The sequence below is a fragment of the Thiohalobacter sp. genome, from assembly GCF_027000115.1.
Classification (GTDB): Bacteria; Pseudomonadota; Gammaproteobacteria; order Thiohalobacterales; family Thiohalobacteraceae; genus JALTON01.
In genome coordinates, this window is sequence record NZ_JALTON010000037.1 from 62,150 (window position 1) to 88,853 (window position 26,704).

Here is a 26,704-nt window from a genome sequence, read left to right on the forward strand (position 1 = left end):
GCGGGCGGCATGCTGCACGCGCTGGAACGCATCCTGCTCGCGCTCTGGGTCGGCGGTCTCTGGGCGGTCGGCTACCTGGTCGCTCCCGTCCTGTTCGCCAGCCTCGGCGATCGCGCGCTGGCGGGTACCCTGGCCGGCATCCTGTTCACCTGGATGAACCACATCGGCCTGGCTATCGGCATCGTTCTGCTGCTGCTCAACCGGTTGCGCGCACGCCCCGGTATCGACTGGCGCGCATTCGGCCTGGTGCTGATGCTGGTGCTGATCCTTGCCAACCAGTACTGGCTGTCGCCGATGATGGCTGATCTCCGCGCCCAGGGGCTGGCGGAGGGCAGCGCGGCCGCGGCCCGCTTCGCCCGCCTGCATGGCGTTTCCGCCTTCCTCTATCTGGTCAACAGCCTGGTCGGCCTGGCGCTGGTGGCGGTGGATGTGCGGCGTCCGCCGGCCTGAGTTCCTATTTCAGTTTGAGCGGTATGCGCGGCTTGCGGGGGTTGCGGCGGAACACCAGCGCCATGTTGCCGATGCGCTGGATGAGGGTGGCGCGGGTATCGCTGCAGATCTGTTCGACCAGCCGATCGCGAAGCGCGCGGTCGCCCACGCTGACGCTGATCTTGATCAGCTCGTGATGGTCGAGCTGGACGGCGATTTCCTCCAGCACGTTTTCGCTCAGTCCCTTGCCGCCGATGCGGACCACGGGCCGGAGCCGGTGGCCCAGCGTGCGCAGGTGGCGTTTCTGCTTCTCGGTCAGTTGCATGGCCGTGGTGTCCGTGGGCGAGGGCGGGGAGTATACCATCACATCATCCTACAGGTTCCTGGTCTTGCCGCCTCTTGCCTCCGGTCGGGTCCAGGGGGCTACGAGACCGCTTTCAGCTCTTTGTCCGGGCCGTTTCCCGACACAGCAGGCCCGGATTTATGCGGCTGTCGGGTATACTTGAAGTCCCGCGATTCCGCCCCTATTTGAATCATTCGACCTTCCACCCAGCCCTTCCCATGAAACGCAGCAAGAGCAGCCGACGCTGGCTGAAGGAGCACTTCGACGATCCCCATGTGCAGCGGGCCCGGCGCGAGGGCTGGCGCTCGCGGGCGGTGTTCAAGCTGGAGGAGCTGGACCGCAAGTACCGGCTGTTCCGTCCGGGCATGACGGTCGTGGACCTGGGCGCGGCGCCGGGCGGCTGGTCGCAGTACGCGGCGCGAGCCCTGCGTGGCCGGGGCCGGGTCATCGCCCTGGATATCCTGCCCATGGATCCCCTCGAAGGGGTGGATTTCCTCCAGGGCGACTTCCGCGAGGACGAGGTGCTGGAGGCCTTCCGGGTGCGGGTCGGGGATCGGCCGGTGGATCTGGTGATGTCCGACATGGCGCCCAATCTCTCGGGCATGGAAGCGGTCGATCAGCCCCGTGCCATGTATCTTGTGGAGCTGGCGGCGGATTTCGCGAACGAGACGCTGAGGGAGGGCGGGACCTTCCTCGCCAAGGTCTTCCAGGGCGCGGGTTTCGATGAACTGATGCGGGCGTTGCGTGGTCAGTATGAGAGGGTGGTGGCGCGCAAGCCGGGCGCGTCGCGGTCCCGTTCGCGTGAGGTCTATGTGCTGGCGACCGGTCGGAAACTATAGTAAGGTCAAAATCATCCCGTTTTTCCCATGACCTGCCTTCGGGGCAGGGATTTGACAGGCGCCGGGAACAACCGCAGTCGACGAGAGGTATCGGTTTTGAACGACATGGCCAAGAATCTGATCCTGTGGGTCGTGATCGCCATCGTGTTGATGTCGGTCTTCAACAACTTCGGCCCGCCGGCCCCGCGCGCCAATACCATCGGGTACTCCGATTTCATCGCCCAGGTGAAGTCCGGCCAGGTGTCCCAGGTGGTGATCCAGGAGCGGCACATCAGCGGTCAGCTCACCAGTGGCGAGCGTTTCCAGACCTATGCCCCGGACGATCCGCGCCTGATCGACGACCTGCTGGCCAATAACGTCAAGGTCATCGCCAAGCCGCGTGACGAGCAGAGTCTGCTCACCCAGATCTTCATCTCCTGGTTCCCGATGCTGTTGCTGATCGGCGTGTGGATATTCTTCATGCGCCAGATGCAGGGCGGGGCGGGGGGTCGCGGGGCCATGTCCTTCGGCAAGAGCCGCGCCCGCATGCTGGGCGAGGACCAGGTCAAGGTCACCTTTGCCGATGTTGCCGGCGTCGAGGAGGCCAAGGAGGAGGTCGCCGAGCTGGTCGAGTTTCTGCGCGACCCCGGCAAGTTCCAGAAGCTGGGCGGCAAGATACCCCGCGGCGTGCTGATGGTGGGCCCGCCCGGTACCGGCAAGACCCTGCTCGCCAAGGCCATTGCCGGCGAGGCCAAGGTGCCCTTCTTCACCATCTCCGGTTCCGACTTCGTCGAGATGTTCGTCGGCGTCGGCGCCTCGCGCGTGCGCGACATGTTCGAGCAGGCCAAGAAGCATGCGCCCTGCATCATCTTCATCGACGAGATCGACGCCGTCGGCCGCCATCGCGGTGCCGGTCTGGGTGGCGGTCACGACGAACGCGAGCAGACCCTGAACCAGCTGCTGGTGGAGATGGACGGCTTCGAGGGCAACGAGGGCGTGATCGTCATTGCCGCCACCAACCGGCCGGACGTGCTGGATCCGGCGCTGCTGCGGCCCGGGCGTTTCGACCGCCAGGTGGTGGTGCCGTTGCCGGACGTGCGCGGCCGCGAGCAGATCCTGCGTGTGCACATGCGCAAGGTGCCGCTGGGCAATGACGTCGATCCGTCCATCCTGGCCCGCGCCACGCCCGGATTTTCCGGTGCCGATCTTGCCAACCTGGTGAACGAGGCCGCCCTGTTCGCCGCCCGTGCCAACAAGCGCGTGGTGGACATGGAGGACTTCGAGAAGGCCAAGGACAAGATCATGATGGGCGCCGAGCGCAAGTCCATGGTGATGAGCGAGGACGAGAAGCGCCTGACCGCCTATCACGAGGCGGGTCATGCCATCGTCGGCCGCCTGGTGCCGGAGCACGATCCGGTGCACAAGGTGTCGATCATCCCGCGCGGTCGTGCGCTGGGTGTGACCCTGTTCCTGCCCGAGGAGGATCGTCACAGCTATTCCAAGCGACGGCTGGAAAGCCAGATCTCCAGCCTGTTTGGAGGACGTATTGCCGAGGAGCTGATCTTCGGCGCGGACCGCGTCACCACGGGTGCCTCCAACGACATCCAGCGCGCCACCGAGCTGGCCCGCAACATGGTCACGCGCTGGGGCCTGTCGGAACTCGGACCGCTGGCCTATGGCGAGGAGGAGGGCGAGGTGTTCCTGGGACACTCGGTGACGCAGCACAAGAACATCTCCGACGAGACGGCGCACGCCATCGACGAGGCGGTACGCGACATCATCGACCGCAACTATCGTCGCGCCGAGAAGCTGCTCAGGGAGAACATCGACATCCTGCACGCCATGGCCGATGCCCTGATGAAGTACGAAACCATCGATGCCGACCAGATCGACGATCTGATGGCCCGGCGCGAGGTGCGTCCGCCGCGCGACTGGAGCGACAATGCGCCGCCGTCCAGCGGGGCCGCGGCGACCGGTGACGCCGGTGGCGGCAAGGACAAGCCTGCCGAGGGTCCGATCGGCGGCCCGGCCGGCCAGCACTGACACCCTTTCCCGGCGGGCGGCCTGCATGCCGGCCGTTCCGGGCTGAGGTCGCGGATCCATGAGCAGCGCGCTCGACTGCGCCGGCAAGCCGGTCGATCTGTCCCGCCCCCGGGTCATGGGGATACTCAATGTCACCCCGGATTCCTTCTCCGACGGGGGGCGCTTCATTGGCGCCACGGCGGCGCTCGAGCATGCACTGGCCATGGTCGAGGCAGGTGCCGACTTCATCGACATCGGTGGCGAGTCCACCCGGCCCGGGGCCGAGCCGGTGTCGGCCGAGGTCGAAATCGGTCGCGTGGTGCCGGTGATCGAGGCCCTGGGCCCGCACTGCCCCGTGCCCATATCCATAGACACCAGCAAGCCGGCGGTGATGCGGGCCGCGGTGGCGGCCGGCGCGGGACTGATCAATGACGTGCGTGCCCTGCGCGAGCCGGGCGCGGTGGAGACTGCGGTCGAACTGGGGGTACCGGTCTGCCTCATGCACATGCAGGGCGAGCCGCGGACCATGCAGGCCGCGCCCGCCTATAAAGATGTCGTGGCCGAGGTGCGCGATTTCCTGCTCGGGCGGGCCGCGGCCTGCGAGGCCGCGGGCATGCCGCGGGAAGGGATCCTGCTCGATCCCGGTTTTGGCTTCGGCAAGGCGCTGGCGCATAATCTCTCCCTGCTCAGGCATCTGGATGTACTGATCGCGACCGGGTATCCGGTCCTGGTCGGGCTGTCCCGCAAGTCCATGCTCGGCCAGTTGACCGGGCTGCCGGTCGAGCAGCGGCTGGCGCCGAGTCTGGCGGCGGCGGTACTGGCGGCGCGTGCCGGGGCCCGGGTGATCCGGGTGCACGATGTCGGGGAGACGGTGGCGGCGCTGGCGCTGGTCGCGGCGATGATGGAAGCGGACTGAGCGCCGCACAGGGGGGATCATGGCAAGACGCTATTTCGGTACCGACGGCATCCGGGGGCGCGTGGGCGAGCCGCCCATCACCGCCGAATTCATGCTCAAGCTGGGCTGGGCGGTCGGCCGCGTGCTCGGCAACGACGGTTGCGACAGCGTGGTGATCGGCAAGGACACCCGCATCTCGGGCTACATGTTCGAGTCCGCGCTGGAGGCCGGCCTGTCCGCCGCCGGCATGGAGATCAGGCTGCTCGGGCCCATGCCCACGCCGGCCATCGCCTATCTCACCCGCACCCTGCACTGCTGCGCGGGCATCGTCATCAGCGCCTCGCATAACCCTTACTATGACAACGGCGTCAAGTTCTTCTCCGCCGAAGGCACCAAGCTGCCCGACGAGATCGAGCTGGCCATCGAGGCCGAGCTGGACCGGCCCATGGAAACGGTCGACTCGGCGCGGCTCGGCAAGGCCGAACGGGTGGTCGATGCCGGCGGCCGCTACATCGAGTTCTGCAAGTCCACCGTGCCCCTGCGCACCAGCCTGCGCGGCCTGAAGCTGGTGGTGGACTGTGCGAACGGCGCCACCTACCAGGTCGCCCCGGCGGTGTTCGACGAGCTTGGCGCGGAGGTGATCGCCCTGGGGGTGTCGCCGGACGGCCTCAACATCAACCGGGATTGCGGCTCCACCCGCCCGGCAGGGCTGGCCGAGGCCGTGGTCGCACAGGGTGCGGATGTCGGCATTGCCTTCGATGGCGACGGCGACCGGGTGATCATGGTCGATCACACCGGCGCGGTGGTGGACGGCGACGAGCTGCTCTACATCATCGCCCGCAGCCGGCTGGCGAGCGGCGACCTGCGCGGGGGCGTGGTCGGCACCCTGATGAGCAACCTGGGGCTGGAACACGCGCTGCGCGCGCTGGACGTGCCCCTGCACCGGGCCCGGGTGGGCGACCGCTACGTGATGGAAATGCTGCAGGCCGAGGGCTGTGTCATCGGCGGCGAATCCTCGGGGCACATCATCTGCCTGGACCGCACCACCACCGGCGACGGCATCGTCTCCGCCCTGCAGGTGCTGTGCGAGATGGTGCTGTCCGGGCGCAGCTTGGCCGAGCTGCGCTCGGGCATGCGCAAGTACCCGCAGCACATGATCAACGTTGCCGTCTCCGGCCGACCCAGCCTGGAGGGCTCCGAGCCGCTGGCCGAGGCGGTGGCCGCCAGCGAGGCGCGGCTGGCCGAGCGTGGCCGGGTGCTGCTGCGGCCCTCGGGCACCGAGCCCGTGATCCGGGTCATGGTCGAGGGCGAGGACGAGGCCGAGGTGCGGCGCGAGGCCGAGACACTGGCGGCCGTGGTCGCCGAGCTGTTCGGGGCGGACGGGGAGGCCCGCGCACAAGCCCGGTAGGGTCCGGGAGGAAGGCCTTCGCCGTTTGATTTTTCCACCCCGGGCCGCTAAGCTAGCGGCCCGTTTTCACTGAGATTTCCCGGGAGAAAGGCATGCGACAGCCGCTGGTGGCCGGCAACTGGAAGATGAACGGCACGCGCGAGACCATCCAGATGCTGGTGGACGGCATCAAGGCCGGCCTCGGCGAGGTGGCCAAGGCGGAGATTGCGGTCTGTCCGCCCTATGTGTACATCCCGATGGTGGTGGACATGCTGGCCGGCACCCACGTCGCGGTCGGTGGCCAGGACGTCAGTGACCAGGAGTCCGGCGCCTATACCGGCGAGGTCTCCGGGGCGATGCTGCGCGACGTCGGCGCCAGCTATGCCATCGTCGGCCACTCCGAGCGGCGCAGCATCTACGGCGAAAGCGACGCCTTCACCGCGCGCAAGTTTGCCGCCGCCCGCCGCTTCGGCCTGACGCCCATCCTGTGCGTCGGCGAGCTGCTGGAGGAGCGCGAGCAGGGCATCACCGAGGCCGTGGTCGGGCGTCAGCTCGACGCCGTCATCGATCTGGAAGGCGTCGCCGCCATCGGCGAGGCCGTGATCGCCTACGAGCCGGTCTGGGCCATCGGCACCGGCAAGACCGCCAGCCCCGAGCAGGCGCAGGAGGTACACGCCTTCATCCGCCAGAAGCTGGCGGCGCTGGACGCGGGCGTGGCCGAGAAGGTGCGCATCCTCTATGGCGGCAGCGTCAAGGCGGCCAACGCCGAGGAGCTGTTCCGCATGCCCGACATCGACGGTGGTCTGATTGGCGGCGCTTCGTTGCAGGCTGACGAGTTCCTGGCCATCTGCCGGGCGCCCGACGCCGTCTGAGTTTCGCTACAGGTTTCGTTGCATGTTTACTGCTCTGCTGGTGGTTCAGGTTCTGCTCTCGATCGCGCTGATCGTGCTGGTGCTGTTGCAGCACGGCAAGGGCGCGGACGCCGGTGCGGCCTTCGGTTCCGGGGCCTCGGCCACCGTGTTCGGCGCCCAGGGTTCGGCGAACTTTCTCAGTCGCAGCACGGCCGTGCTCGCGGCGCTGTTTTTCGTCAACAGCCTGTTGTTGTCCAGTAGCTGGGTGATGGGGGATCGCGAGGCGCCGGCCAGCATCGCCGAGCAGGTGGCGCCGGCGGCGCCGGCAGAGACGGCACCCGCCGACCTGCCCGATGTGCCGGCGCCCGACGTGCCTGCGGCCCCGGCGGATCTTCCGCAGTAAACCGGTCCCGAATCATTTGCCGAAGTGGTGGAATTGGTAGACACGCTATCTTGAGGGGGTAGTGGCGAAAGCCGTGCCGGTTCGAGTCCGGCCTTCGGCACCAACTGCAAGGGGCTGCATCAGCAGCCCCTTTTTTCGTGATTGGGTGCCCGATGCACGCCGCGCCAGGCTGGAAACGGGCCGTGTGCGGGCGTTTTCGCCGCGCTTCTCTCCCCCGGTTTTCCTTATGCCGCCACAAATGGAATCTTGCGTGATAAGCGCCTGTTTTGAAAATCAAATCAGGCGTTTTTCCGGCTTGACAGCTTTTCCGGAACTGGCCTAGACTGCGGCATCAACTGAGCGCGTTCGGCCAGCTTTATATTTAAGGTGTGAGTCGACGAAGCAACGCGCCGTCCTCGGTGTCGGAAGCGGGTTACATGCTCGAAAACTATCTGCCGATCCTCATCTTCATCGTCATCGGCGCTGCGATCGGCCTGGTGGCCATCGCCGCCGGTTTCCTGATCGGTCCCCACCGGCCCGACCCCGAAAAGCTCTCTCCCTATGAATGCGGTTTCGAGGCCTTCGAAGACTCCCGCATGAAGTTCGATGTCCGCTACTACCTGGTGGCCATCCTCTTCATCATCTTCGATCTCGAGATTGCCTTCCTGTTTCCATGGGCGGTGGTGCTAGAGGAAATCGGCATGTTCGGTTTTCTCGCCATGGTGGTGTTCCTCGGCATTCTGGTAATTGGCTTCATCTATGAATGGAAGAAGGGGGCGCTGGAGTGGGAGTGATCCCCGCATCGACCGTCGGAGGCGCGTGCTGACATGGGCATCGAAGGCATCCTCGAGGAAGGCTTCGTCACCACCACCGCCGACAAGCTGATCAACTGGGCGCGCACCGGTTCGCTGTGGCCCATGACCTTCGGTCTGGCCTGCTGCGCGGTGGAAATGATGCAGGCCGGTGCCTCGCGCTACGATCTCGACCGCTTCGGCGTGGTGTTCCGGCCCAGTCCGCGCCAGTCCGATGTGATGATCGTGGCCGGTACCCTGTGCAACAAGATGGCCCCGGCCCTGCGCAAGGTCTACGACCAGATGGCCGAGCCACGCTGGGTGATTTCCATGGGCTCCTGTGCCAACGGGGGTGGTTACTACCATTACTCCTATTCGGTGGTGCGCGGCTGCGACCGCATCGTGCCCGTGGACATCTACGTGCCCGGCTGTCCGCCGACGGCGGAGGCCCTGCTGTACGGAATTATCCAGCTCCAGAACAAGATCCGCCGCACCAATACCATCGCGCGGTGAACGGATGCAGGTGCAGGCCTGTGTGAAACAGCGATCATGAGGGGATCGGTTTCTCATGCCGACGAGCGTTGAACAGCTGAAGTCCGCGATCGAGGAACGCTTCGCCGACCAACTGGTGTCGACCAAGCTGGATCTCGGCGAGCTGACCCTGATCCTGGACCCCGAGCATCTGCTCGAGGTCTGCACCGCGCTGCGCGACGAGCGGCCGTTCCGTTTCGATACCCTGATCGACCTCTGCGGCATGGACTACTGGGGCTATGGCGATGCCGAGTGGGATACCGGCGCCTCGCAGCACGGTTTCAGTCGTGGTGTCGATCCGAAGACCGCCGGACGCATGCGTGCCCGGCGCGACGACCTGTCGGTGGAAACCGGCGTCGAGGCGCGCCGCTTTGCGGCCATCTACCATCTGTTATCCGTGCAGCTCAACCAGCGGCTGCGTATCCGCTGCCATGCCATGGACGACGAACTGCCGGTGATTCCCTCCGTGGTCGGTATCTGGAACAGTGCCAACTGGTACGAGCGCGAGGCCTTCGACCTGTACGGAATCGTGTTCGAGGGGCACCCGGACCTGCGGCGCATTCTCACCGACTATGGCTTCATCGGTCATCCCTTCCGCAAGGACTTCCCGCTGTCCGGCAATGTCGAAGTGCGCTACGACCCCGAGCGCCAGCGCGTGGTCTACGAACCGGTGAGCATCGAGCCGAGGGTGCTGGTGCCCAAGGTGATTCGCAGGGAGGCGCGGCGGCGGAAGGAAGCGGCGGATCCGGGTGATGTCGAGGAGGCCGGATGAGATTGCAGAGATACAAGAGACAAGGGACAAGAGGCAGGTTGCGAATTGCATCACCTGTGACTGCGCATTCGCATCCTGCATCTTGCGGCTTGCCTCTGGCCTGGGCCGGGTAACCATGTCCGAGATCAGAAACTTCACCCTCAACTTCGGTCCGCAGCATCCGGCGGCGCATGGCGTGTTGCGCCTGGTGCTGGAGATGGATGGCGAGGTGATCCAGCGCGCCGACCCGCACATCGGCCTGTTACACCGCGCCACCGAGAAGCTGGCCGAGAGCAAGCCCTACAACCAGTCCATCGGCTACATGGACCGGCTGGACTACGTCTCGATGATGTGCAACGAGCACGGCTACGTGCTGGCCATCGAGAAGCTGCTGGGCATCGAGCCGCCCCTGCGTGCACAGTACATCCGGGTGATGTTCGACGAGATCACCCGCATCCTCAATCATCTGCTGTGGATCGGGGCCCATGCGCTCGACGTCGGCGCCATGACCATGTTCCTCTATGCCTTCCGCGAGCGCGAGGACCTGATGGACTGCTACGAGGCGGTGTCGGGCGCCCGCCTGCATGCGACCTATTACCGCCCGGGTGGGGTCTATCGCGACCTTCCCGATGCCATGCCGCGCTATCAGCCGTCCAAGTGGCATGACGAGGCCGACGTGCGTCGCCTGAACGAGACGCGCGAGGGCAGCATGCTCGATTTCATCGAGGCCTTCACCGAGCGCTTCCCCGGCCGTGTCGACGAGTACGAAACCCTGCTCACCGACAACCGCATCTGGAAGCAGCGTACGGTCGGCATCGGCGTGGTGTCGCCCGAGCGCGCAAAACAGATGGGTTTCACCGGTCCCATGCTGCGCGGATCCGGCGTGGCCTGGGACCTGCGCAAGATGCAGCCCTACGAGGTCTACGACCAGATGGATTTCGACATTCCGGTCGGCACCAATGGCGACTGCTACGATCGCTATCTGGTGCGCATGGAGGAGATGCGCCAGTCCAACCGCATCATCCGCCAGTGCATCCAGTGGCTGCGCCACAATCCCGGCCCGGTGATGATCGACGATCACAAGATCGCGCCACCGCCGCGCGAGGAAATGAAGGCGGAAATGGAGGCGCTGATTCACCACTTCAAGCTGTTCACCGAGGGTTTCTGCGTGCCCGAGGGCGAGGCCTATGCCGCGGTGGAGCATCCCAAGGGCGAATTTGGCGTCTATCTGGTGTCGGACGGTGCCAACAAGCCCTTCCGCGTCAAGGTGCGCGCGCCGGGCTTTGCCCACCTGCAGGGGCTCGACGAGATGGTGCGCGGGCACATGCTGGCGGACGTGGTGGCCGTGATCGGCACCCAGGACATCGTGTTTGGCGAGATTGACAGATGACGGCAGAGGCCAGAAAGACCGTGGAACTGAGCGAGGCGGTGCGCCGGGAGATCGACCGCTGGCTGAGCAAGTATCCGCCCGACCAGAAGCAGTCGGCCGTGTTGCCGGCGTTGCATGCGGTTCAGCACGAGCAGGGCTATGTCTCCACCGAGTACATGGACGCGGTGGCCGAATACCTGGACATGCCGCCGGTGTCCGTCTACGAGGTGGCGACCTTCTACTCGATGATCGAGACCCGGCCGGTGGGCCGCAACACGGTCGCCATCTGCACCAACATTTCCTGCATGTTGTGCGGTGCCGATCGCATCGTCGAACATGTGGAGAAGAAACTGGGCATTCGCCTGGGCGAGAGCACGCCGGACGGTCGCATCTATCTCAAGCTGGAAGAGGAGTGCCTTGCGGCCTGCGCCGGTGGCCCCATGATGGCCGTGAACGGTCACTATCACGAGAATCTGACCATCGAGAAGGTGGACCGGATTCTGGATGAACTGGTTTGAATCATGGTCAATCAGGTCTGCTTCACGACACTGGAATACGACGAACCCTGGTCGCTCGAGACCTACCTCAAGGTGGGGGGCTACCAGGCCTGGCGGCGCATTCTGGAAGAGAAAATCTCTCCCGATGACGTCATCGAGGAGGTGAAGAAGTCGGGGCTGCGCGGCCGGGGGGGCGCGGGCTTTCCGACCGGCGTCAAGTGGAGCTTCATGCCACGCTCGGCGCCGGTGCAAAAGTACATTGTCTGCAACTCCGACGAGTCGGAGCCGGGCACCTGCAAGGACCGCGACATTCTGCGCTTCAACCCGCATGCGCTCATCGAGGGCATGGCGATTGCCGGATACGCCATCGGTGCCACCGTCGGCTACAATTATCTGCGGGGCGAGTTCCACCACGAGCCCTTCGAGCGCTTCGAACATGCCCTGAAGGAGGCCTACGAGGCCGGTTATCTGGGCAGGGATATCCTGGGGTCCGGGGTCGACTTCGATCTGTATGCGCATCTCGGTGCCGGCGCCTACATCTGTGGCGAGGAAACCGCGCTGCTGAATTCGCTGGAAGGCAAGAAGGGTCAGCCACGCTTCAAGCCACCGTTCCCGGCCAATTTCGGCCTGTACGGCAAGCCCACCACCATCAACAACACCGAAAGCCTGGCCTCGGTGCCCGCCATCATGCGTAACGGCGGCGAATGGTTCCTGAACCTGGGCAAGCCCAACAACGGCGGCGAAAAGATCTTCTCGGTTTCCGGTCACGTCAACCGCCCCGGAAACTATGAGATTCCCCTGGGTACGCCCTTCCCGGAGCTGCTGGAGATGGCCGGTGGCGTGCGCGAGGGGCGCAAGCTCAAGGCCGTCATTCCCGGTGGTTCGTCGATGCCGGTGATGCCGGCCGATGTGATCATGGAATGCACCATGGACTACGACTCGCTGTCGCAGGCCGGCTCGGCGCTGGGCTCCGGCGGCATGATCGTCATGGATGATTCCACCTGCATGGTGCGTGCGCTGATGCGCATCTCCCGTTTCTATTACGCCGAATCCTGCGGCCAGTGCACTCCCTGCCGCGAAGGCACCGGCTGGATGTACCGGGTCATCAAGCGCATCGCCGAAGGCAAGGGACGTCCGGAAGACCTGGAGCTGCTGGAGAGCGCGGCCGGCAACATCGAAGGTCGCACCATCTGTGCCTTCGGTGACGCCGCCGCCTGGCCGGTACAGAGTTTCCTCAAGCACTTCCGCCACGAGTTCGAATATCTCATCGAGCACAAGCGTTCCATGGTCGATGACCGGACCGGATCGGGAGAAGCCGCATGAGTGCCAAGCCCGAGATTCCGGCCGAGGATCTGGTCACCATCGAGATCAACGGCAGGCCCTATCAGGCGCGCAAGGGCCAGATGGTCATCGAGATCACCGATGCCAACGGCATCACCGTGCCGCGTTTCTGCTACCACCCCAAGCTGCCCGTTGCCGCCAACTGCCGCATGTGCCTGGTGGAGGTCGAGAAGGCGCCCAAGCCGCTGCCGGCCTGCGCGACGCCGGTGGCCGACGGCATGAAGGTGTGGACCGACTCCGACTATGCGCGGGATGCCCAGAAGTCGGTGATGGAATTCCTGCTCATCAATCACCCGCTGGACTGTCCCATCTGCGACCAGGGCGGAGAGTGCGAGCTGCAGGACGTGGCCCTGTGCTACGGCCGCGATGTCTCCCGCTTCAGCGAGGACAAGCGGGTGGTGGCCGACAAGAACATCGGTCCGCTGATCGCCACCGACATGACGCGCTGCATTCATTGCACGCGCTGCATTCGCTTCCTGGAGAACATTGCCGGCTACAAGGAGCTGGGCGGCCTTGGCCGCGGCGAGCACACCGAGATCGGCACCTATGTCGAGCATGCCATCGGTTCGGAGCTCTCGGGCAACGTGATCGACGTCTGCCCGGTCGGCGCCCTGACCTCCAAGCCCTTCCGCTTCCGCGCCCGCGCCTGGGAGCTGGTGCAGAATGCCGTGGTCTCGCCGCACGACTGCGTCGGTTCCAACCTCTATCTGCATTCCCGTCGGGGCGAGGTGATGCGCGCCGTGCCGCAGGAGAACGAGGCCATCAACGAGGTCTGGCTGTCCGATCGCGACCGCTACAGTTACGAGGGCATCAATTCCGGCGACCGGCTCGAAAGGCCCATGCTGCGCGACGACTCGGGCTGGCGGGAAGTCGAGTGGGAGGATGCGCTGGCGGCGGCTGCAGAGCGTCTGCGCAAGCTCGTCGATGTGTCCGCGGACGAACTCGGCATCCTGGTGTCGCCCTCCGCGACCCTGGAAGAGATGAGTCTGCTGGCGCGCATCGCCGAGGGACTCGGCTGCCCGAACATCGACCATCGGCTGCGCCAGTCCGACTTCCGGGACGACGACCGCGCGCCCCTGTTCCCGTCCCTGGGCGGGACCGCCATCGCCGATCTGGAGACCCGGGATGCGGTGCTGCTGGTGGGCAGCAACGTGCGCAAGGACCAGCCCATCATCGGCCATCGCCTGCGCAAGGCGGCGCTGGAGGGCGCGGCCATCATGGCCATCAACCCGGTCGACTATGGCTTCACCTTCGATCTGGCGGCGGCGATCCATGTGCCGCCCTCGCGCATGGTACCGGCGCTGGCCGCCGTGGCGCGTGCCGTCGCGGAACTCAAGGGCGTCGAACTGCCGCAAGGGCTGGCCACGCTCGCGGGTCCGGATGCCGTGGGCGCGGAGGCCCGCGCCATTGCCGAGCGGCTGACCGGTGCCGAACGGCCCCAGCTGCTGTTCGGCATTGGTGCGCAGATGCATCCGCGGGCCGCGGACCTGCACGCGCTGGGTGCCTTCATCGCCCGCACTACGTGCGCCGCGCTGGGCCAGCTCACGGATGGCGCCAATGCCGCCGGTGCCTGGATTGCGGGCGCGGTGCCGCACCGCGCCGCAGGTGGTGCGCCGGCCGGCCGCAAGGGGCTCAATGCGGCGGCCATGCTCGATTCGCCACGACGTGCCTACCTGTTGTTCGGCTGCGAGCCCGACGGCGACTTCGCCGATGCCCGTGCGGTGCGCAAGGCGCTGGATACCGCCGAACTGGTGGTGGCCTGCACCGCCTGGGATTCCGAGGTACTGCGGGAGACCGCAGACATCCTGTTGCCGATCACGCCGCTGGCCGAGACGTCGGGCACCCTGGTCAATGTCGAGGGCCGCTGGCAGAGCTTTGCCGGCAGCGTGCCGCCGTGTGGCGACGCGCGCCCCGGCTGGCGGATGCTGCGGGTGCTGGGCAACCTGCTCGGGCTGCAGGGTTTCGATTATGTGTCTTCCGAGGACGTGCGCGACGAGCTGCGCGGCGAGGTGGCCGATCTCTCGCTGCAGCCGGGCGGCTTCGTCGCCGATTCGGTGCCGGCATCTGCAACAGAAGCCGATGGGGAAGGGCTGGAGCGCATCGGCGATCCCGCACCCTACGCGATCGATGCCCAGGTGCGGCGCGCAACGGCGCTGCAACAGCATGTCGACGGTGGACCCGCGCGGGTGCGGATCAATACCGCGGAGGCGGCACGGCTCGGACTGGCCGAGGCCGGGCGCGTGCGGGTGCGCCAGGGCGAGGCCGAGGCCCTGCTGGAGCTGGTCATCGATGACCGCGTGCCCGACGGCTCGGCCTGGATTCCCTCGGGTGCCGCGGGGTCCGGCGATCTGGGCGCCGCCTACGGGAGGGTGGAACTGAAATGGGTGTGAGAACCGTTCGCGTGTCGCGCGTCGAGGGCCGACCTGTCGGGGAGGTGGCGTGGAAACCCTGATCGATGTCCTCTGGATCCTGGTCAAGATCGTGGCCATCGTGGCGCCGCTGATGCTGGCGGTCGCCTACCTGACCTTCGCCGAGCGCAAGATCATCGGCTATATCCAGGTGCGCATCGGGCCTAACCGGGTGGGGCCGCGCGGCTGGCTGCAGCCCATCGCGGACGCGGTCAAGCTGCTGACCAAGGAGATCGTGGTCCCGCGCAACTCCAATCCCTACCTGTTCGTCATTGCGCCGATGCTGGCCATTGGGCCGGCACTCGCAGCCTGGGCGGTGATTCCCTTCGACAACGGCATGATCCTGGCCGACATCGACGCCAGCCTGCTCTACATCCTGGCACTCACCTCGCTGGGCGTCTACGGCGTCATCATCGCCGGCTGGGCCTCGAACTCGAAATACGCCTTCCTGGGCGCGATGCGTTCCGCCGCGCAGATCGTGGCCTACGAGATCGCCATGGGCTTCGCGCTGGTGGGCGTGCTGATGGCCGGGGGTAGTCTCAATCTCAATGACATCGTCCTGGCCCAGCAGGGCAGCGTCTTGCACTGGTTCTGGCTGCCGCTGCTGCCGCTGTTCCTGGTCTATTTCATTTCCGGCGTCGCCGAGACCAACCGCGCCCCCTTCGATGTCGCCGAGGGCGAGTCGGAGATCGTCGCCGGTTTCCATGTCGAGTACTCGGGCATGACCTTCGCGGTCTTCTTCCTGGCCGAGTACGCCAACATGATCCTGATTGCGGCCCTGACTGCACTCATGTTCGCCGGTGGCTGGCTGTCGCCCTTCGAGCCGCTGCCGGTTATCGGCGAGCCCAGCATCATCTGGTTCCTGGCCAAGACTGCCTTCTTCCTGTTCTTCTTTCTGTGGTTCCGGGCGACCTTTCCCCGTTACCGCTACGACCAGATCATGCGCCTGGGCTGGAAGGTGTTCATACCCATCACCATCATCTGGCTGCTGGTGGAAGGTGTGGCCATCATGGCCAAGGTAGGGCCCTGGTTCGACTGAGGATGCGCAGAGCACTCCGGGAGCGAATGAAATGAAAGCCCTGAAGCACTATTTCAAGAGTCTGCTGCTCTGGGAACTGATCCAGGGCCTGCGGCTGACCGGGCGTTACCTGTTCGCCCGCAAGATCACGGTGCAGTACCCGGAGGAAAAGACACCGCAGTCTCCGCGTTTCCGCGGTCTGCACGCGCTGCGCCGCTATCCCAACGGCGAGGAGCGGTGCATCGCCTGCAAGCTGTGCGAGGCGGTCTGTCCGGCGCTGGCCATCACCATCGAGGCGGCGCCGCGCGAGGACGGTACCCGCCGTACCACGCGCTATGACATCGACCTGTTCAAGTGCATCTTCTGCGGCTTTTGCGAGGAGTCCTGCCCGGTGGACTCGATCGTCGAGACCCGGGTGTACGAATACCACTTCGAGGAAAGGGGACAGCAGATCATGACCAAGGAAAAGCTGCTGGCCATCGGTGACAAGTACGAAGACCAGATCGCCGCCGATCGCGCGGCGGACGCACCCTATCGCTGAAGGTGGCGGAGTACATGAGTTTCGAGAAGCTGATCTTCTATTTCTTTGCGGCCATTACGGTGTACGCGGCCTTCCGCGTGATCACCGTGCGCAATCCGGTGCATGCCGTGCTGCACCTGGTACTGGCCTTCTTCAGCAGCGCTGCGCTGTGGCTGTTGCTGGAAGCGGAGTTTCTGGCCATCACCCTGGTACTGGTATACGTGGGTGCGGTGATGGTGCTGTTCCTGTTCGTGGTCATGATGCTGGACATCAACGTGGCACCGCTGCGGGAGGGTTTTGCCCGCTACCTGCCGGTGGCCCTGCCGATTGCCATCCTGATGCTGGTCGAGCTGGTGGTCGTGGTCGGTGCCAGGTATTTCGATGAAATGCCCGCACCGGTACCGAAGCCCGCGGACTACAGCAACACCCGCGAGCTGGGCAGCGTGCTCTATACCGATTATGTATATCCGTTCGAGATCGCCTCGGTCATACTGCTGGTGGCCATCGTCGCGGCCATTGCGCTGACGCTGCGACGCCGGCCGGAGACCCGGTACCAGAATCCGGCCCAGCAGGTCCGGGTACGCAGGGAAGACCGGGTGCGGCTGGTCAGGATGGCGCCACAGAAGCCGGGTGAACAGGGGGAGCAGGGGGGCTCGTGATCACACTTTCGGATTACCTCATCCTGGGGGCCATACTGTTCGGGTTCAGCATTGCGGGCATCTTCCTCAACCGGAAGAACCTGATCATTCTGCTGATGGCCATCGAACTCATGCTGCTGGCCGTGAACATGAACTTCATCGCCTTCTCCCACTTCCTGGGCGACACGGCCGGACAGGTGTTCGTGTTTTTCATCCTCACGGTGGCGGCGGCCGAGGCGGCCATCGGGCTGGCGATCCTGGTGGTGCTGTTCCGCAACCGCAGGACCATCAATGTCGGCAACCTGGACAGCATGAAGGGGTAGCGCCATGGAACAGCTCTATCTCGCCATTCCCCTAGCGCCCCTGATCGGCTCGATCATTGCCGGCCTGTTCGGCGGCACCATCGGTCGCCGCGGTGCGCATACGGTCACCATCACCGGCGTGGCCATTGCCTTCGCCCTGTCCCTGTATGCCTTCAAGCATCATGTGCTGGATGGCGCGCCGGCCTACAACGAGACCGTCTATACCTGGATGGTCGCCGATGGCATCCGTTTCGAGGTCGGCTTCCTGATCGACCGGCTCACGGTGCTGATGATGGGGGTGGTGACCTTCGTCTCGCTGATGGTGCACATCTACACCATCGGCTACATGGCCGACGACGAGCACAACTGGCCGAAGGACAGCCTGGCCGGACGCAACAGCTATCAGCGATTCTTCAGCTACATCGCCCTGTTCACCTTCTCCATGCTGATGCTGGTGATGTCGAACAACTTCCTCCAGCTGTTCTTCGGCTGGGAGGCCGTGGGCCTGGTGTCCTACCTGCTGATCGGTTTCTGGTCGACCCGGCCGACCGCCATCTTCGCCAACCTCAAGGCCTTTCTGGTCAACCGGGTAGGCGACTTCGGTTTCCTGCTGGGTATCGGCGCGGTGCTGATGTACTTCGGCAGCCTCGACTACTGGGACGTGTTCGCGGCCGCGCCCGGGGCGACCGGGCTGACCATGGAGATCTTCGACGGCCATGCCTGGTCGGTGCTCACGGTGATCTGCATCCTGCTGTTCGTCGGTGCCATGGGCAAGTCCGCCCAGGTGCCCCTGCACGTGTGGCTGCCCGATTCCATGGAAGGCCCGACGCCCATATCGGCCCTGATCCATGCCGCCACCATGGTCACCGCCGGCATCTTCATGGTGGCGCGCATGTCCCCGCTCTACGAGCTGTCGGAGGTGGCGCTGAGCCTGGTCATGGTCATCGGTGCCATCACCGCGCTGTTCATGGGCTTCCTGGGCCTGGTGCAGCACGACATCAAGCGTGTCATCGCCTACTCGACGCTGTCCCAGCTCGGCTACATGACAGTGGCGCTCGGTGCCTCCGCCTACGCCGCCGGCATTTTCCATCTCATGACCCATGCCTTCTTCAAGGCGCTGCTGTTCCTGGGTGCCGGCTCGGTCATCATTGCCATGCACCACGATCAGGACATGCGTCACATGGGCGGGCTGCGGCGCTACATGCCGGTCACCTGGATCACCTCGCTGATCGGCTCCCTGGCCCTGATCGGCACCCCCTTCTTTGCAGGCTACTATTCCAAGGACAGCATCATCATGGCGGTGCAGCAGTCACAGCTCGCCGGATCCGGGTTCGCCTACGCCGCGGTGCTGGCCGGGGTGTTCGTGACTGCCCTGTACAGCTTCCGCATGTATTTCCTCGTCTTCCACGGCGAGCCGCGCATGGACGCCCATACCCGCGAGCATCTGCGCGAGAGTCCGTGGGTGGTCACCCTGCCGCTGGTGCTGCTGGCCATTCCGTCGATCGCGGCCGGCTATGTCATGGGGCCGGTATTGTTCGGGGACTATTTCGCCGGTGCCATCCGGGTGCTGCCCGAGCACGATACCCTGGCTGCGCTGGGCGAGATCTACCATGGGCCGGTAGCCTTTGCGCTGCATGCCGTGTCCAGCCCGGTCTTCTACCTGGCCCTGTCGGGTGTGGTGGTGGCCTGGTATGTCTACATGAAGAACCCGGCGCTGGCCGACAGGGCTGCGAGGGCGGCCGGCCCGATCTATCGCATGCTGGTCAACAAGTATTACGTCGACGAGCTCTACCAGCGGCTGTTCGCGGGCGGTGCGCGTGGGCTCGGTCATGCATTGTGGAACCTCGGCGACCGTCTCTTCATAGACGGATTCATCGTCAATGGCAGCGCGCGCATGGTGGGCTGGGCCGCAGGCATCATCCGCCGGGTGCAGACCGGTTATCTGTATCACTACGCATTTACCATGATCCTCGGCCTGCTGGCCCTGCTCAGCTGGGCGGTCTTTCTGCGTTGACGGCACTGAACTGGAGACAGGTTTTTTCGCATGCAGCTTGAACTGCCCCTTCTGACACTGCTCATCTGGCTGCCGATTGTCGGTGGCATCGTGACCCTGGCCGTCGGCGACCGCGAGCCCTGGGGCGCGCGCAGTATGGCGCTGCTGTTCTCGGTGCTGACCTTCCTGCTCAGCATCCCGCTGTACACCTGGTTCGACCCGAGCACGGCGGACATGCAGTTCCAGGAGTTCAGCCCCTGGATCAGCGCCTTCAACGCCAACTACCACCTCGGCGTGGACGGTATCTCCATGCCGCTCATCCTGCTGACCACCTTTACCACCGTGCTGGTGGTGATCGCCGGCTGGGAGGTCATCAGGACGCGTACCGCCCAGTACATGGCCGCCTTCCTGATCATGGAAGGCCTGATGATTGGCGTCTTCTCGGCTCTGGATGCGGTGCTCTTCTATGTATTCTGGGAAGGGATGCTGATCCCGATGTTCCTGATCATCGGCATCTGGGGCGGGCCGCGCCGGGTCTATGCCACCATCAAGTTCTTCCTCTACACCTTCTTCGGTTCGGTGTTCATGCTGGTGGCGCTGATCTACATGTACTACCAGTCGGGCAGCTTCGGCATCCTGGACTTCCATGCCCTGAAGCTGGGCATGACCGAGCAGATTCTGATCTTCCTCGCCTTCCTGCTGGCCTTCGCCGTCAAGGTGCCCATGTGGCCGGTGCATACCTGGCTGCCGGACGCGCACGTGGAAGCGCCCACGGGTGGCTCGGTCATCCTGGCGGCCATCATGCTCAAGATCGGTGGCTACGGCTTTCTGCGCTTCAGCCTGCCGATCACGCCGGATGCCAGCATGAGCCTGGACTGGCTGGTCATCGCGTTGTCACTGATCGCCGTGGTCTACATCGGCTTCGTTGCCATCGTGCAGCAGGACATGAAGAAGCTGATCGCCTATTCCTCGATCGCGCACATGGGTTTCGTGACCCTGGGGTTCTTCATCGTGTTCACTATCGTGGAGCAGACCGGGAGCACCCAGGGCGCGGTGCTGGGGCTGGAGGGCGGCATGGTGCAGATGATCTCGCACGGCTTCATCTCGGGTGCCCTGTTCCTCTGCGTGGGCGTGCTCTATGACCGCATGCATACCCGAATGATCAAGGACTATGGCGGCGTGGTGAACACCATGCCGATCTTCGGCGCCTTCATGGTGCTCTTCGCCATGGCCAACTCCGGCCTGCCCGGCACCTCCGGCTTCGTCGGCGAGTTCATGGTCATACTGGCCAGCTTCAAGGCCAACTTCTGGTTTGCCGCGCTGGCCGGCACCACGCTCATCCTCGGCGCGGCCTACAGCCTGTGGCTGGTCAAGCGGGTGGTGTTCGGTGCGGTCGCGAACGAACAGGTGGCGGCGCTCACCGACATCAACCGCCGTGAATTCCTCATTCTGGCCACACTGGCGGCCGCGGTTCTCTTCTTTGGACTCTGGCCGGCGCCGCTGATCGACGTAATGCGTGCATCGCTGGAGAACCTGCTGGCCCACGTGCTGGTATCGAAACTCTAGCCCGAAAATTGCACGAAGCCGCTGAAAGGTTGAGGTAAACCGATGGTTATAAGGAATATTTCTCGTAAATTTGCGGGTAGCGGTTTGTTTCCGCACCGCTCTGCCGGCGTCTGCACGCCTGGCGCGCCCGATCGCACCGCTCTTCGCTCGAACCGTAGCGATGGCTACGCTTCTCGCTCCAGAGCGGCACGCTCGAACACGCCAGACGCACATCCATCCGACAGCTTCGTGCAACTTTCGGGCTAGGTGCGCCGATGACTGCCTTCGTGATGCCCGAATTCGCCCCGCTGGCTGCCGAGATTTTCGTGCTGTCCGCGGCCTGTTTCATTCTGGTGCTGGATCTCTTTCTCAGCGACCGGGTCCGTATCGTCAGCTATTGGCTGAGCCAGCTCACCCTGGTCGGTGCGCTGGCCATCGTGGGCATGACCGAGGCCTATGAGACGCGGACCCTGGCCATGTTCGGCACCTTCGTCGCCGATCCGCTGGCCGCGCTGTCCAAGTCGGCCATCTTCATCGTTACCCTCGGCGTGTTCGCCTACAGTCGCAGCTATCTGAAGGACCGGGCGCTGTTCAAGGGCGAATACTATGTGTTGGGCCTGTTCGGCGTGCTGGGCATGATGGTGTTGATCTCCGCCCACAGCCTGCTCACCCTCTATCTCGGCCTTGAGCTGCTGGCGCTGTCGCTGTATGCGCTGGTCGCCTTTCAGCGGGATTCCGCCGCGGCCTCGGAGGCCGCAATGAAGTATTTCGTGCTCGGCGCCATGGCCTCCGGTCTGCTGCTCTATGGCATGTCCATTCTCTATGGCGTCACCGGGTCCATCGATCTGGAGGGCGTGGCGCAGGGCATCCGCGAGGCGACCGACACCGGGGCGCGGGTGGCGCTGGCCTTCGGACTGGTGTTCATCGTCATCGGCGTCGCCTTCAAGCTGGGCGCCGTGCCCTTCCACATGTGGGTTCCGGACGTGTATCAGGGCGCGCCGAGCAGCGTCACCCTCTACATCGGCAGCGCGCCCAAGATTGCCGCCTTCGCCATGGCCATGCGGCTGCTGGCCGAGGCCAACGGGCCCATGCAGGCCGACTGGGGCGGCATGCTGGCCATACTCGCCGTGCTGTCGCTGTTCATCGGCAATGTCGTGGCCATCGCCCAGACCAACATCAAGCGCATGCTGGCCTATTCGACCATCTCCCATGTCGGTTTCCTGATGCTGGGCCTGCTGGCCGGCACGCCGGATGGCTACGGGTCGGCCCTCTTTTACGCCGTGACCTACGCACTGATGGCCGCCGGCGGCTTCGGCATGGTGGTGCTGCTCAGCCGCGCCGGCTTCGAGGCCGAGGCGCTGGACGACTACCGCGGGCTGAACCAGCGCAGCCCCTGGCTGGCGTTCATGATGCTGGTGCTCATGTTCTCCATGGCCGGGGTGCCACCCACGGTCGGCTTCTATGCCAAGCTGGCGGTGCTGCAGGCGGTCATCAACGTCGACATGGTCTGGCTGGCCCTGGTCGCCGTGGTCTTCTCGATCATCGGTGCCTTCTATTACCTGCGACTGGTCAAGCTGATGTACTTCGATGATCCGGCCGAGGCCGGTCCCCTGGCGGTGGCCGCGGAGCCGCGCTTCGTCATCAGCGTCAACGGCCTTGCCGTGCTCTGGCTGGGCCTGTTCCCCGGCACCCTCATGGCGGTCTGCATGGCCGCCATTCCGGGTACCTGAGTCTGGTAGAATCCCTACATGGATCTCTCGACTGCGGCACTGCTGCTGGTGCTGATCGCCTTCGTGGCGGCCAATCTGCCCTGGCTCTCCGAACGCCTTTTCTTTGTTTTCCAGCCCCCGGGCGGGGAGAAGGGGCCCTGGCTGCGCCTGCTCGAATGGTTTCTGCTCTACTTTCTGGTGGGGGGGATCGCGCTGGGGCTCGAACAGAAGACCTTCGGCGAAATTCACGATCAGGACTGGGAGTTCTATGCCGTCACCCTGAGCCTGTTCCTGGTGTTCGCGCTGCCGGGGTTCATATACCGCTACGACCTCAAGGGGCATCTCGACCGGGCCGCCCGGCGCCGGCGCTGAGGCCGCGCGGCCGTCGAAACGGGGCCGGATTTTCAGGAACTTCCGAAAACAATCCAGAATTCGTGGCAGGGCTTGAAATCGCGCCGCCGGATCATTAGAATCTGCCACTCTTCTGATGCGGGGTGGAGCAGTCTGGCAGCTCGTCGGGCTCATAACCCGAAGGTCGCAGGTTCAAATCCTGCCCCCGCTACCAAATTCCCCCTTTAAAAAGAACGCCTTGCATTTTGCGGGCGTTTTTTTGTGCCATATTGTGACCCTGCGCCCGGCCCACGCTGTTGCAGAAAAACGGCGGGCAGGCGGGCGCGGCATCGGGTTCCGGTTTCATCGCGGACGGTTGGCGCAGGTGAGCAGCTGGTCCAGGGGTTCGGGCCGGTGGATGCCGAAGCCCTGGGCGAAGTCCACGCCCAGCTCGTTCAGGACGTCCAGGGTGCCGGCGTCCTCGGCATATTCGGCGATGGTCTTTTTGCCAAGGAGGTGCCCAATGTCGTTGATGTTGCCGACCAGGCTCCGGTTCACCGGATCAGTGGCGATGCCGCGCACGAAGGTGCCGTCGATCTTGAGGTAGTCCACCGGCAGGTTTCTCAGATAGGAGAAGGAAGACAGGCCGGAGCCGAAGTCGTCGAGGGCGAAGCGGCAGCCCATGGCGCGCAAATCGTGGATGAAACGCAGAGCGGCCTGGAAGTTGGAGATGGCGGCGGTTTCCGTGATCTCGAAACAGAAGATCTCTCCGGGCAGGTCGTGCAGGCTGAGCTGGGACTTGATGAAGGGCAGCAGGCTCTCGTCGCCGAGGGTGGCGCCGGAGAGATTGATGGCGCAGTGGCCGATCCGCCCGCTGCCGTGGGCTGCGATGCAGTCGGCGATGATCGAGAAGGTTCTTGCGATGATCCAGCGATCGACGATGTTGATCAGATCGAAGCGCTCGGCGGCAGGCAGGAAGACGCCGGCGGCAATCGGCTCGCCGTCATCGCTGTCGCCGCGCAGCCGCACCAGGACCTCGAAGGACAGGGGGGCGTTCACGTCCTCGTCCTCGCCAAGACGCCGGATGCGCTGGCCGTAGAGCAGCAACTGGTCGGATTCGACGGCGTCGTTGATGCGTGCCGCCCAGTCCATGTCGTGGCGATGGCGCTGCATGTGCACGTCGTCGACATGGTAGACATGGGTGCGGCGCCGGCCGGCATGCTTGGCCGAATAGCAGGCCAGGTCGGCGGCGCTCATCAGATCGGTGAGCGAGATCTCGCCGGGGCGGAATTCGAGCAGCCCGATGCTGGCCCCGACCCGGAACACCCGGCCGTCCCACCCGAACTTGAACTCGTCGAGACACTGGTGGACGTTGTCCGCGACCCGCTTGGCATGGTCCAGGTCGCAGTGGGTGAGGATGACGCCGAACTCGTCGCCGCCCAGCCGGGCCAGCATGTCGGTGTCCCGGACCTGCTGAAGCATGAGGCCGCTGATCTGGCGCAGCATCTCGTCGCCGGCGACATGGCCGGCGATGTCGTTGACCACCTTGAACTGGTCGAGGTCGATGTAGAGCAGGGTGTGGCGGTCGTCTCCGGTGGGGTGTTCGGGGTAGCGCACGAGCTGCCGCAGGCGTTCCTCGAAGGCCATGCGGTTGAACAGGCCGGTAAGGGCGTCGTGACTGGCCTGCCAGCTCAGGCGGTTGGCCATTTCGCGGGCCTTGGTGACGTCATGGAACACCAGCACCACGCCCACCACCTCGCCGCTGGGGTCACGGATGGGGGCGGCCGAGTCCTCGATGGCGAATTCGCGGCCGTCGTTGCGGATCAGGACGGTGTGATTGGCCAGCCCGACGACGCGACCTTCGCGCAGACAGCGGGCAACGGGATCGGCGGCCGGGCGGTGGGTGAGTTCGTTGACGATCCGGAACACCCGGGTCAAGGGCTGGTTGCGCGCCTGCTCCAGTTTCCAGCCCGTCAGATATTCGGCGACGGGGTTGAGAAAGCGGATACGGCCCTGGATGTCGGTGGTGATGACGCCGTCGCCTATGGAAGCCAGGGTGACCTGGGCCAGTTCCTTCTCGCGTTGCAGGGTCTCCTCCAGCTCGCGTCGTTCCTCCAACAGCACGCGAAAATCCTGGGCCAGCACGCCCAGTTCGTCGGTGGAACGGGCATCCGGGATGCGGGTGTCGGGATGCAGATGCGCGCCCGACTCGATCACCGCCTGCAGGGGAGCGAGCGACTGGCCGAAGCTCTGCACGAACAACAGGCTGCCGGCGATGGCGATCAGCTCCAGCAGCACCCACATCGCGAAGGTCTCGCCGCTGAAGAAGCCGGTGCGGGTCCAGTAGTACTGTACCAGGGTGGTATCGATCAGCAGGGGCACCAGGGCGCCGATCAGGAACACCTTGGCCTTGAGGGTGACGTGCGGCCGTTCCAGGCGCAGCCCGCCGAGCGCCTGGCCGAACAGGTCCAGCACCCGGAAGAAGATGGGCAGGCCCACGATGATGGAGACGATCAGGGCCACGAGATGAATGCGGAACCAGTCCACCGGTTGGGGCGCGAAGTCGGCATACCAGATGGCGGCCAGCATGACCGAGGCCGGGGCCAGCAGCAGGTAGGACAGGAATACCCCCCAGAAATGCACGGGAAAGCGGCGCATGCACTCCAGCGCTTGCCGGCCGCGCGCCGGGTCGGGCGCCGCCAGGTAGTCGCGGACGGGCCGGATGTAGGCGGCGAAATAGGCCAGCGCGAAGACCAGGCTGGCGACGATGAAGGCCGGCTCCAGCGGCGTGGTCAGGATGCGGACAATCTGGGCCGGGGTGAACAGGTGGATGAAGAGCAGGAAGGAGAGGCCAAAAACGGGCGGGACCACCCACGCCAGCAGGATGTTGCCCAGGAAACGCTTGTTGAAGGTAACCGGGTGCTGCGCCGCGGGCGCTGCCGAACAACGGTCCTGCACGGATCTCTCCAGCCGCGGTATCTCGCGCTAGCATAGGCAAATCCGGTGCGGATATCCACAAGACGCAGGTATTTCGGCCGGGAAACGGCGGGGCGTGGGCGGCGCCGCCTCAGGCGGACCGGCTGAACCAGTCGAGTGCCTCTTCGGACAGCAGGTGGATCTCGCCGCGGCGGAGCCGGATGCAGCCCTTGTGTTCGAGATTCTTGAGGATGCGGCTCACCATCTCGCGGGTGGTACCGATTTCCCGGGCGAGCTGGATGTGGGTGACCTTGAGCGGCGCGCCCGCCGAGCGTTCGAAAAACTGCCCCAGCAGACAGGCCAGGCGCAGTTCCAGCCGGTTGAAGCTGACCTCGGCCACCAGATCGACCATCTCGCTCATCCGGCGCGAAAGCAGGGCCAGGATGTAGCGGCGGAAGCCGCGGCATTCGTCGAGGGCCCGGTCGATGGCCTGCTGGCTCAGTACCAGGCCGGCAACAGGACTTTCGCTGCGTGCCTCCGCCGGAAACCCCTCGCCCGTGAACAGGCAGTGGAGACTGAGCACGCACAGATCGCCGGGCTCGACCCGGTACAGGGTGATCTCGCGGCCTTCGGGGGAATGCTTGAAGACCCGCACCCTGCCCCCCAGCAACCACATGATCTGACGGCAGGGCTCGGATTCCCGGAGGAGCTGGACACCGGCCGGCATGTCCACTGTTCGTGATGACGCAAAGATCTCCCGGACGTCCTGCTCCGGAATCTGCCCCAGCTCGGGGTAACAGGCCCACAACTGATCGATCGGTTGGCGGCTGTCTTGCACGATGCCTCCCTCCCCTGAGTCTTGCACCCCCCATGGTACGGCGAAACGCCGGCCCGCTTATGTGTGTTTTGTTACATATC

General features: G+C 64.9%; 25 protein-coding genes and 2 tRNA genes. 24 read left to right on the plus strand and 3 right to left on the minus strand.

The genetic code is table 11. The features are described from left to right. Nucleotides 1-9: 9 nt before the first annotated feature. A complete protein-coding gene (locus MVF76_RS05745) occupies nt 10-450 on the plus strand; it encodes a DUF4149 domain-containing protein (protein ID WP_297527841.1) in 441 nt (146 codons plus the stop codon). 4 nt (nt 451-454) lie between these two features. On the opposite strand, the gene yhbY is transcribed toward MVF76_RS05745, so the two are convergent. Further along, the gene (gene yhbY / locus MVF76_RS05750) at nt 455-793 is read right to left on the minus strand and encodes a ribosome assembly RNA-binding protein YhbY (protein ID WP_411293546.1); all 339 of its coding nucleotides are present in this window, start codon (nt 791-793) and stop codon (nt 455-457) included. A 197-nt stretch (nt 794-990) separates the two neighbouring features. Between yhbY and rlmE the strand changes: the two genes are divergently transcribed. The 23 genes from rlmE to MVF76_RS05865 all read left to right on the plus strand — a co-directional run bounded on the left by rlmE (nt 991) and on the right by MVF76_RS05865 (nt 23,105). Beyond that, nucleotides 991-1,611, plus strand: a complete 621-nt coding sequence (rlmE, locus tag MVF76_RS05755; protein WP_297527842.1) for a 23S rRNA (uridine(2552)-2'-O)-methyltransferase RlmE — start codon at nt 991-993, stop codon at nt 1,609-1,611. Between the two features lie 105 nt (nt 1,612-1,716). Continuing rightward, complete coding sequence (gene ftsH / locus MVF76_RS05760; protein ID WP_297527843.1) at nt 1,717-3,633, plus strand: ATP-dependent zinc metalloprotease FtsH; 1,917 nt, start codon at nt 1,717-1,719, stop codon at nt 3,631-3,633. A 58-nt stretch (nt 3,634-3,691) separates the two neighbouring features. Continuing rightward, nucleotides 3,692-4,528 (plus strand): dihydropteroate synthase, encoded by an 837-nt coding sequence (folP, locus tag MVF76_RS05765; protein WP_297527844.1) that lies wholly within the window; start codon nt 3,692-3,694, stop codon nt 4,526-4,528. Nucleotides 4,529-4,547: 19 nt separating this feature from the next. Then, entirely contained in the window at nt 4,548-5,915 is a 1,368-nt protein-coding gene (gene glmM, locus MVF76_RS05770; protein WP_297527845.1) for a phosphoglucosamine mutase, read from the plus strand. Between the two features lie 92 nt (nt 5,916-6,007). Beyond that, the gene (gene tpiA / locus MVF76_RS05775; protein WP_297527846.1) at nt 6,008-6,766 is read left to right on the plus strand and encodes a triose-phosphate isomerase; all 759 of its coding nucleotides are present in this window, start codon (nt 6,008-6,010) and stop codon (nt 6,764-6,766) included. A gap of 22 nt (nt 6,767-6,788) precedes the next feature. Beyond that, nucleotides 6,789-7,148: a preprotein translocase subunit SecG gene (gene secG / locus MVF76_RS05780; protein WP_297527847.1), complete on the plus strand. Its 360-nt coding sequence runs from the start codon at nt 6,789-6,791 to the stop codon at nt 7,146-7,148. A gap of 18 nt (nt 7,149-7,166) precedes the next feature. Then, nucleotides 7,167-7,251: transfer RNA gene (locus tag MVF76_RS05785), tRNA-Leu, on the plus strand. Nucleotides 7,252-7,564: 313 nt separating this feature from the next. Then, the gene (locus tag MVF76_RS05790) at nt 7,565-7,921 is read left to right on the plus strand and encodes an NADH-quinone oxidoreductase subunit A (RefSeq protein WP_297527848.1); all 357 of its coding nucleotides are present in this window, start codon (nt 7,565-7,567) and stop codon (nt 7,919-7,921) included. 33 nt (nt 7,922-7,954) lie between these two features. Further along, the gene (locus tag MVF76_RS05795; RefSeq protein ID WP_297527849.1) at nt 7,955-8,431 is read left to right on the plus strand and encodes a NuoB/complex I 20 kDa subunit family protein; all 477 of its coding nucleotides are present in this window, start codon (nt 7,955-7,957) and stop codon (nt 8,429-8,431) included. Between the two features lie 55 nt (nt 8,432-8,486). Continuing rightward, complete coding sequence (locus MVF76_RS05800; protein WP_297527850.1) at nt 8,487-9,221, plus strand: NADH-quinone oxidoreductase subunit C; 735 nt, start codon at nt 8,487-8,489, stop codon at nt 9,219-9,221. Between the two features lie 115 nt (nt 9,222-9,336). After that, entirely contained in the window at nt 9,337-10,590 is a 1,254-nt protein-coding gene (locus MVF76_RS05805; RefSeq protein WP_297527851.1) for an NADH-quinone oxidoreductase subunit D, read from the plus strand. Next, nucleotides 10,587-11,087, plus strand: coding sequence for an NADH-quinone oxidoreductase subunit NuoE family protein (locus MVF76_RS05810; protein ID WP_297527852.1), 501 nt, complete (start codon nt 10,587-10,589; stop codon nt 11,085-11,087). Before MVF76_RS05805 ends, MVF76_RS05810 begins: the two co-directional genes overlap by 4 nt. A gap of 3 nt (nt 11,088-11,090) precedes the next feature. After that, nucleotides 11,091-12,389 (plus strand): NADH-quinone oxidoreductase subunit NuoF, encoded by a 1,299-nt coding sequence (gene nuoF, locus MVF76_RS05815; RefSeq protein WP_297527853.1) that lies wholly within the window; start codon nt 11,091-11,093, stop codon nt 12,387-12,389. After that, nucleotides 12,386-14,797 carry an NADH-quinone oxidoreductase subunit NuoG gene (nuoG, locus tag MVF76_RS05820; RefSeq protein ID WP_297527854.1) on the plus strand — a complete coding sequence of 804 codons (2,412 nt, stop codon included), beginning with the start codon at nt 12,386-12,388 and terminating at the stop codon, nt 14,795-14,797. Before nuoF ends, nuoG begins: the two co-directional genes overlap by 4 nt. Nucleotides 14,798-14,909: 112 nt before the next feature. Beyond that, complete coding sequence (gene nuoH, locus MVF76_RS05825; RefSeq protein WP_411293547.1) at nt 14,910-15,854, plus strand: NADH-quinone oxidoreductase subunit NuoH; 945 nt, start codon at nt 14,910-14,912, stop codon at nt 15,852-15,854. A 31-nt stretch (nt 15,855-15,885) separates the two neighbouring features. Next, nucleotides 15,886-16,374: an NADH-quinone oxidoreductase subunit NuoI gene (nuoI, locus tag MVF76_RS05830; protein ID WP_297527856.1), complete on the plus strand. Its 489-nt coding sequence runs from the start codon at nt 15,886-15,888 to the stop codon at nt 16,372-16,374. A gap of 14 nt (nt 16,375-16,388) precedes the next feature. Then, nucleotides 16,389-17,012, plus strand: a complete 624-nt coding sequence (locus MVF76_RS05835) for an NADH-quinone oxidoreductase subunit J (protein ID WP_297527857.1) — start codon at nt 16,389-16,391, stop codon at nt 17,010-17,012. After that, entirely contained in the window at nt 17,009-17,314 is a 306-nt protein-coding gene (gene nuoK, locus MVF76_RS05840; RefSeq protein ID WP_297527858.1) for an NADH-quinone oxidoreductase subunit NuoK, read from the plus strand. The genes MVF76_RS05835 and nuoK overlap by 4 nt, the downstream gene beginning before the upstream one ends. 4 nt (nt 17,315-17,318) lie before the next feature. Next, complete coding sequence (gene nuoL / locus MVF76_RS05845) at nt 17,319-19,307, plus strand: NADH-quinone oxidoreductase subunit L (protein ID WP_297527859.1); 1,989 nt, start codon at nt 17,319-17,321, stop codon at nt 19,305-19,307. A gap of 30 nt (nt 19,308-19,337) precedes the next feature. Beyond that, nucleotides 19,338-20,852, plus strand: coding sequence for an NADH-quinone oxidoreductase subunit M (locus MVF76_RS05850; RefSeq protein WP_297527860.1), 1,515 nt, complete (start codon nt 19,338-19,340; stop codon nt 20,850-20,852). 254 nt (nt 20,853-21,106) lie between these two features. Further along, nucleotides 21,107-22,561 (plus strand): NADH-quinone oxidoreductase subunit NuoN, encoded by a 1,455-nt coding sequence (gene nuoN, locus MVF76_RS05855; RefSeq protein WP_297527861.1) that lies wholly within the window; start codon nt 21,107-21,109, stop codon nt 22,559-22,561. 18 nt (nt 22,562-22,579) lie between these two features. Further along, nucleotides 22,580-22,912 (plus strand): DUF2818 family protein, encoded by a 333-nt coding sequence (locus MVF76_RS05860; RefSeq protein WP_297527862.1) that lies wholly within the window; start codon nt 22,580-22,582, stop codon nt 22,910-22,912. 116 nt (nt 22,913-23,028) lie between these two features. Further along, nucleotides 23,029-23,105: transfer RNA gene (locus MVF76_RS05865), tRNA-Met, on the plus strand. Between the two features lie 128 nt (nt 23,106-23,233). Here the strand turns inward: MVF76_RS05865 and MVF76_RS05870 are convergent. Then, entirely contained in the window at nt 23,234-25,828 is a 2,595-nt protein-coding gene (locus MVF76_RS05870; RefSeq protein WP_297527863.1) for an EAL domain-containing protein, read from the minus strand. A 109-nt stretch (nt 25,829-25,937) separates the two neighbouring features. Beyond that, the gene (locus tag MVF76_RS05875) at nt 25,938-26,624 is read right to left on the minus strand and encodes a Crp/Fnr family transcriptional regulator (protein ID WP_297527864.1); all 687 of its coding nucleotides are present in this window, start codon (nt 26,622-26,624) and stop codon (nt 25,938-25,940) included. Between the last annotated feature and the right edge of the window lie 80 nt (nt 26,625-26,704).

Excerpts from the sequence above, each read along its gene's own strand:
- MVF76_RS05745 (WP_297527841.1), top strand. The coding sequence starts at position 10 with ATGCTGCACGCGCTGGAACGCATCCTGCTCGCGCTCTGGGTCGGCGGT.
- yhbY (WP_411293546.1), bottom strand. The coding sequence starts at position 793 with ATGGTATACTCCCCGCCCTCGCCCACGGACACCACGGCCATGCAACTG.
- rlmE (WP_297527842.1), top strand. The coding sequence starts at position 991 with ATGAAACGCAGCAAGAGCAGCCGACGCTGGCTGAAGGAGCACTTCGAC.
- ftsH (WP_297527843.1), top strand. The coding sequence starts at position 1,717 with ATGGCCAAGAATCTGATCCTGTGGGTCGTGATCGCCATCGTGTTGATG.
- folP (WP_297527844.1), top strand. The coding sequence starts at position 3,692 with ATGAGCAGCGCGCTCGACTGCGCCGGCAAGCCGGTCGATCTGTCCCGC.
- glmM (WP_297527845.1), top strand. The coding sequence starts at position 4,548 with ATGGCAAGACGCTATTTCGGTACCGACGGCATCCGGGGGCGCGTGGGC.
- tpiA (WP_297527846.1), top strand. The coding sequence starts at position 6,008 with ATGCGACAGCCGCTGGTGGCCGGCAACTGGAAGATGAACGGCACGCGC.
- secG (WP_297527847.1), top strand. The coding sequence starts at position 6,789 with ATGTTTACTGCTCTGCTGGTGGTTCAGGTTCTGCTCTCGATCGCGCTG.
- MVF76_RS05790 (WP_297527848.1), top strand. The coding sequence starts at position 7,565 with ATGCTCGAAAACTATCTGCCGATCCTCATCTTCATCGTCATCGGCGCT.
- MVF76_RS05795 (WP_297527849.1), top strand. The coding sequence starts at position 7,955 with ATGGGCATCGAAGGCATCCTCGAGGAAGGCTTCGTCACCACCACCGCC.
- MVF76_RS05800 (WP_297527850.1), top strand. The coding sequence starts at position 8,487 with ATGCCGACGAGCGTTGAACAGCTGAAGTCCGCGATCGAGGAACGCTTC.
- MVF76_RS05805 (WP_297527851.1), top strand. The coding sequence starts at position 9,337 with ATGTCCGAGATCAGAAACTTCACCCTCAACTTCGGTCCGCAGCATCCG.
- MVF76_RS05810 (WP_297527852.1), top strand. The coding sequence starts at position 10,587 with ATGACGGCAGAGGCCAGAAAGACCGTGGAACTGAGCGAGGCGGTGCGC.
- nuoF (WP_297527853.1), top strand. The coding sequence starts at position 11,091 with ATGGTCAATCAGGTCTGCTTCACGACACTGGAATACGACGAACCCTGG.
- nuoG (WP_297527854.1), top strand. The coding sequence starts at position 12,386 with ATGAGTGCCAAGCCCGAGATTCCGGCCGAGGATCTGGTCACCATCGAG.
- nuoH (WP_411293547.1), top strand. The coding sequence starts at position 14,910 with ATGCTGGCGGTCGCCTACCTGACCTTCGCCGAGCGCAAGATCATCGGC.
- nuoI (WP_297527856.1), top strand. The coding sequence starts at position 15,886 with ATGAAAGCCCTGAAGCACTATTTCAAGAGTCTGCTGCTCTGGGAACTG.
- MVF76_RS05835 (WP_297527857.1), top strand. The coding sequence starts at position 16,389 with ATGAGTTTCGAGAAGCTGATCTTCTATTTCTTTGCGGCCATTACGGTG.
- nuoL (WP_297527859.1), top strand. The coding sequence starts at position 17,319 with ATGGAACAGCTCTATCTCGCCATTCCCCTAGCGCCCCTGATCGGCTCG.
- MVF76_RS05850 (WP_297527860.1), top strand. The coding sequence starts at position 19,338 with ATGCAGCTTGAACTGCCCCTTCTGACACTGCTCATCTGGCTGCCGATT.
- nuoN (WP_297527861.1), top strand. The coding sequence starts at position 21,107 with ATGACTGCCTTCGTGATGCCCGAATTCGCCCCGCTGGCTGCCGAGATT.
- MVF76_RS05860 (WP_297527862.1), top strand. The coding sequence starts at position 22,580 with ATGGATCTCTCGACTGCGGCACTGCTGCTGGTGCTGATCGCCTTCGTG.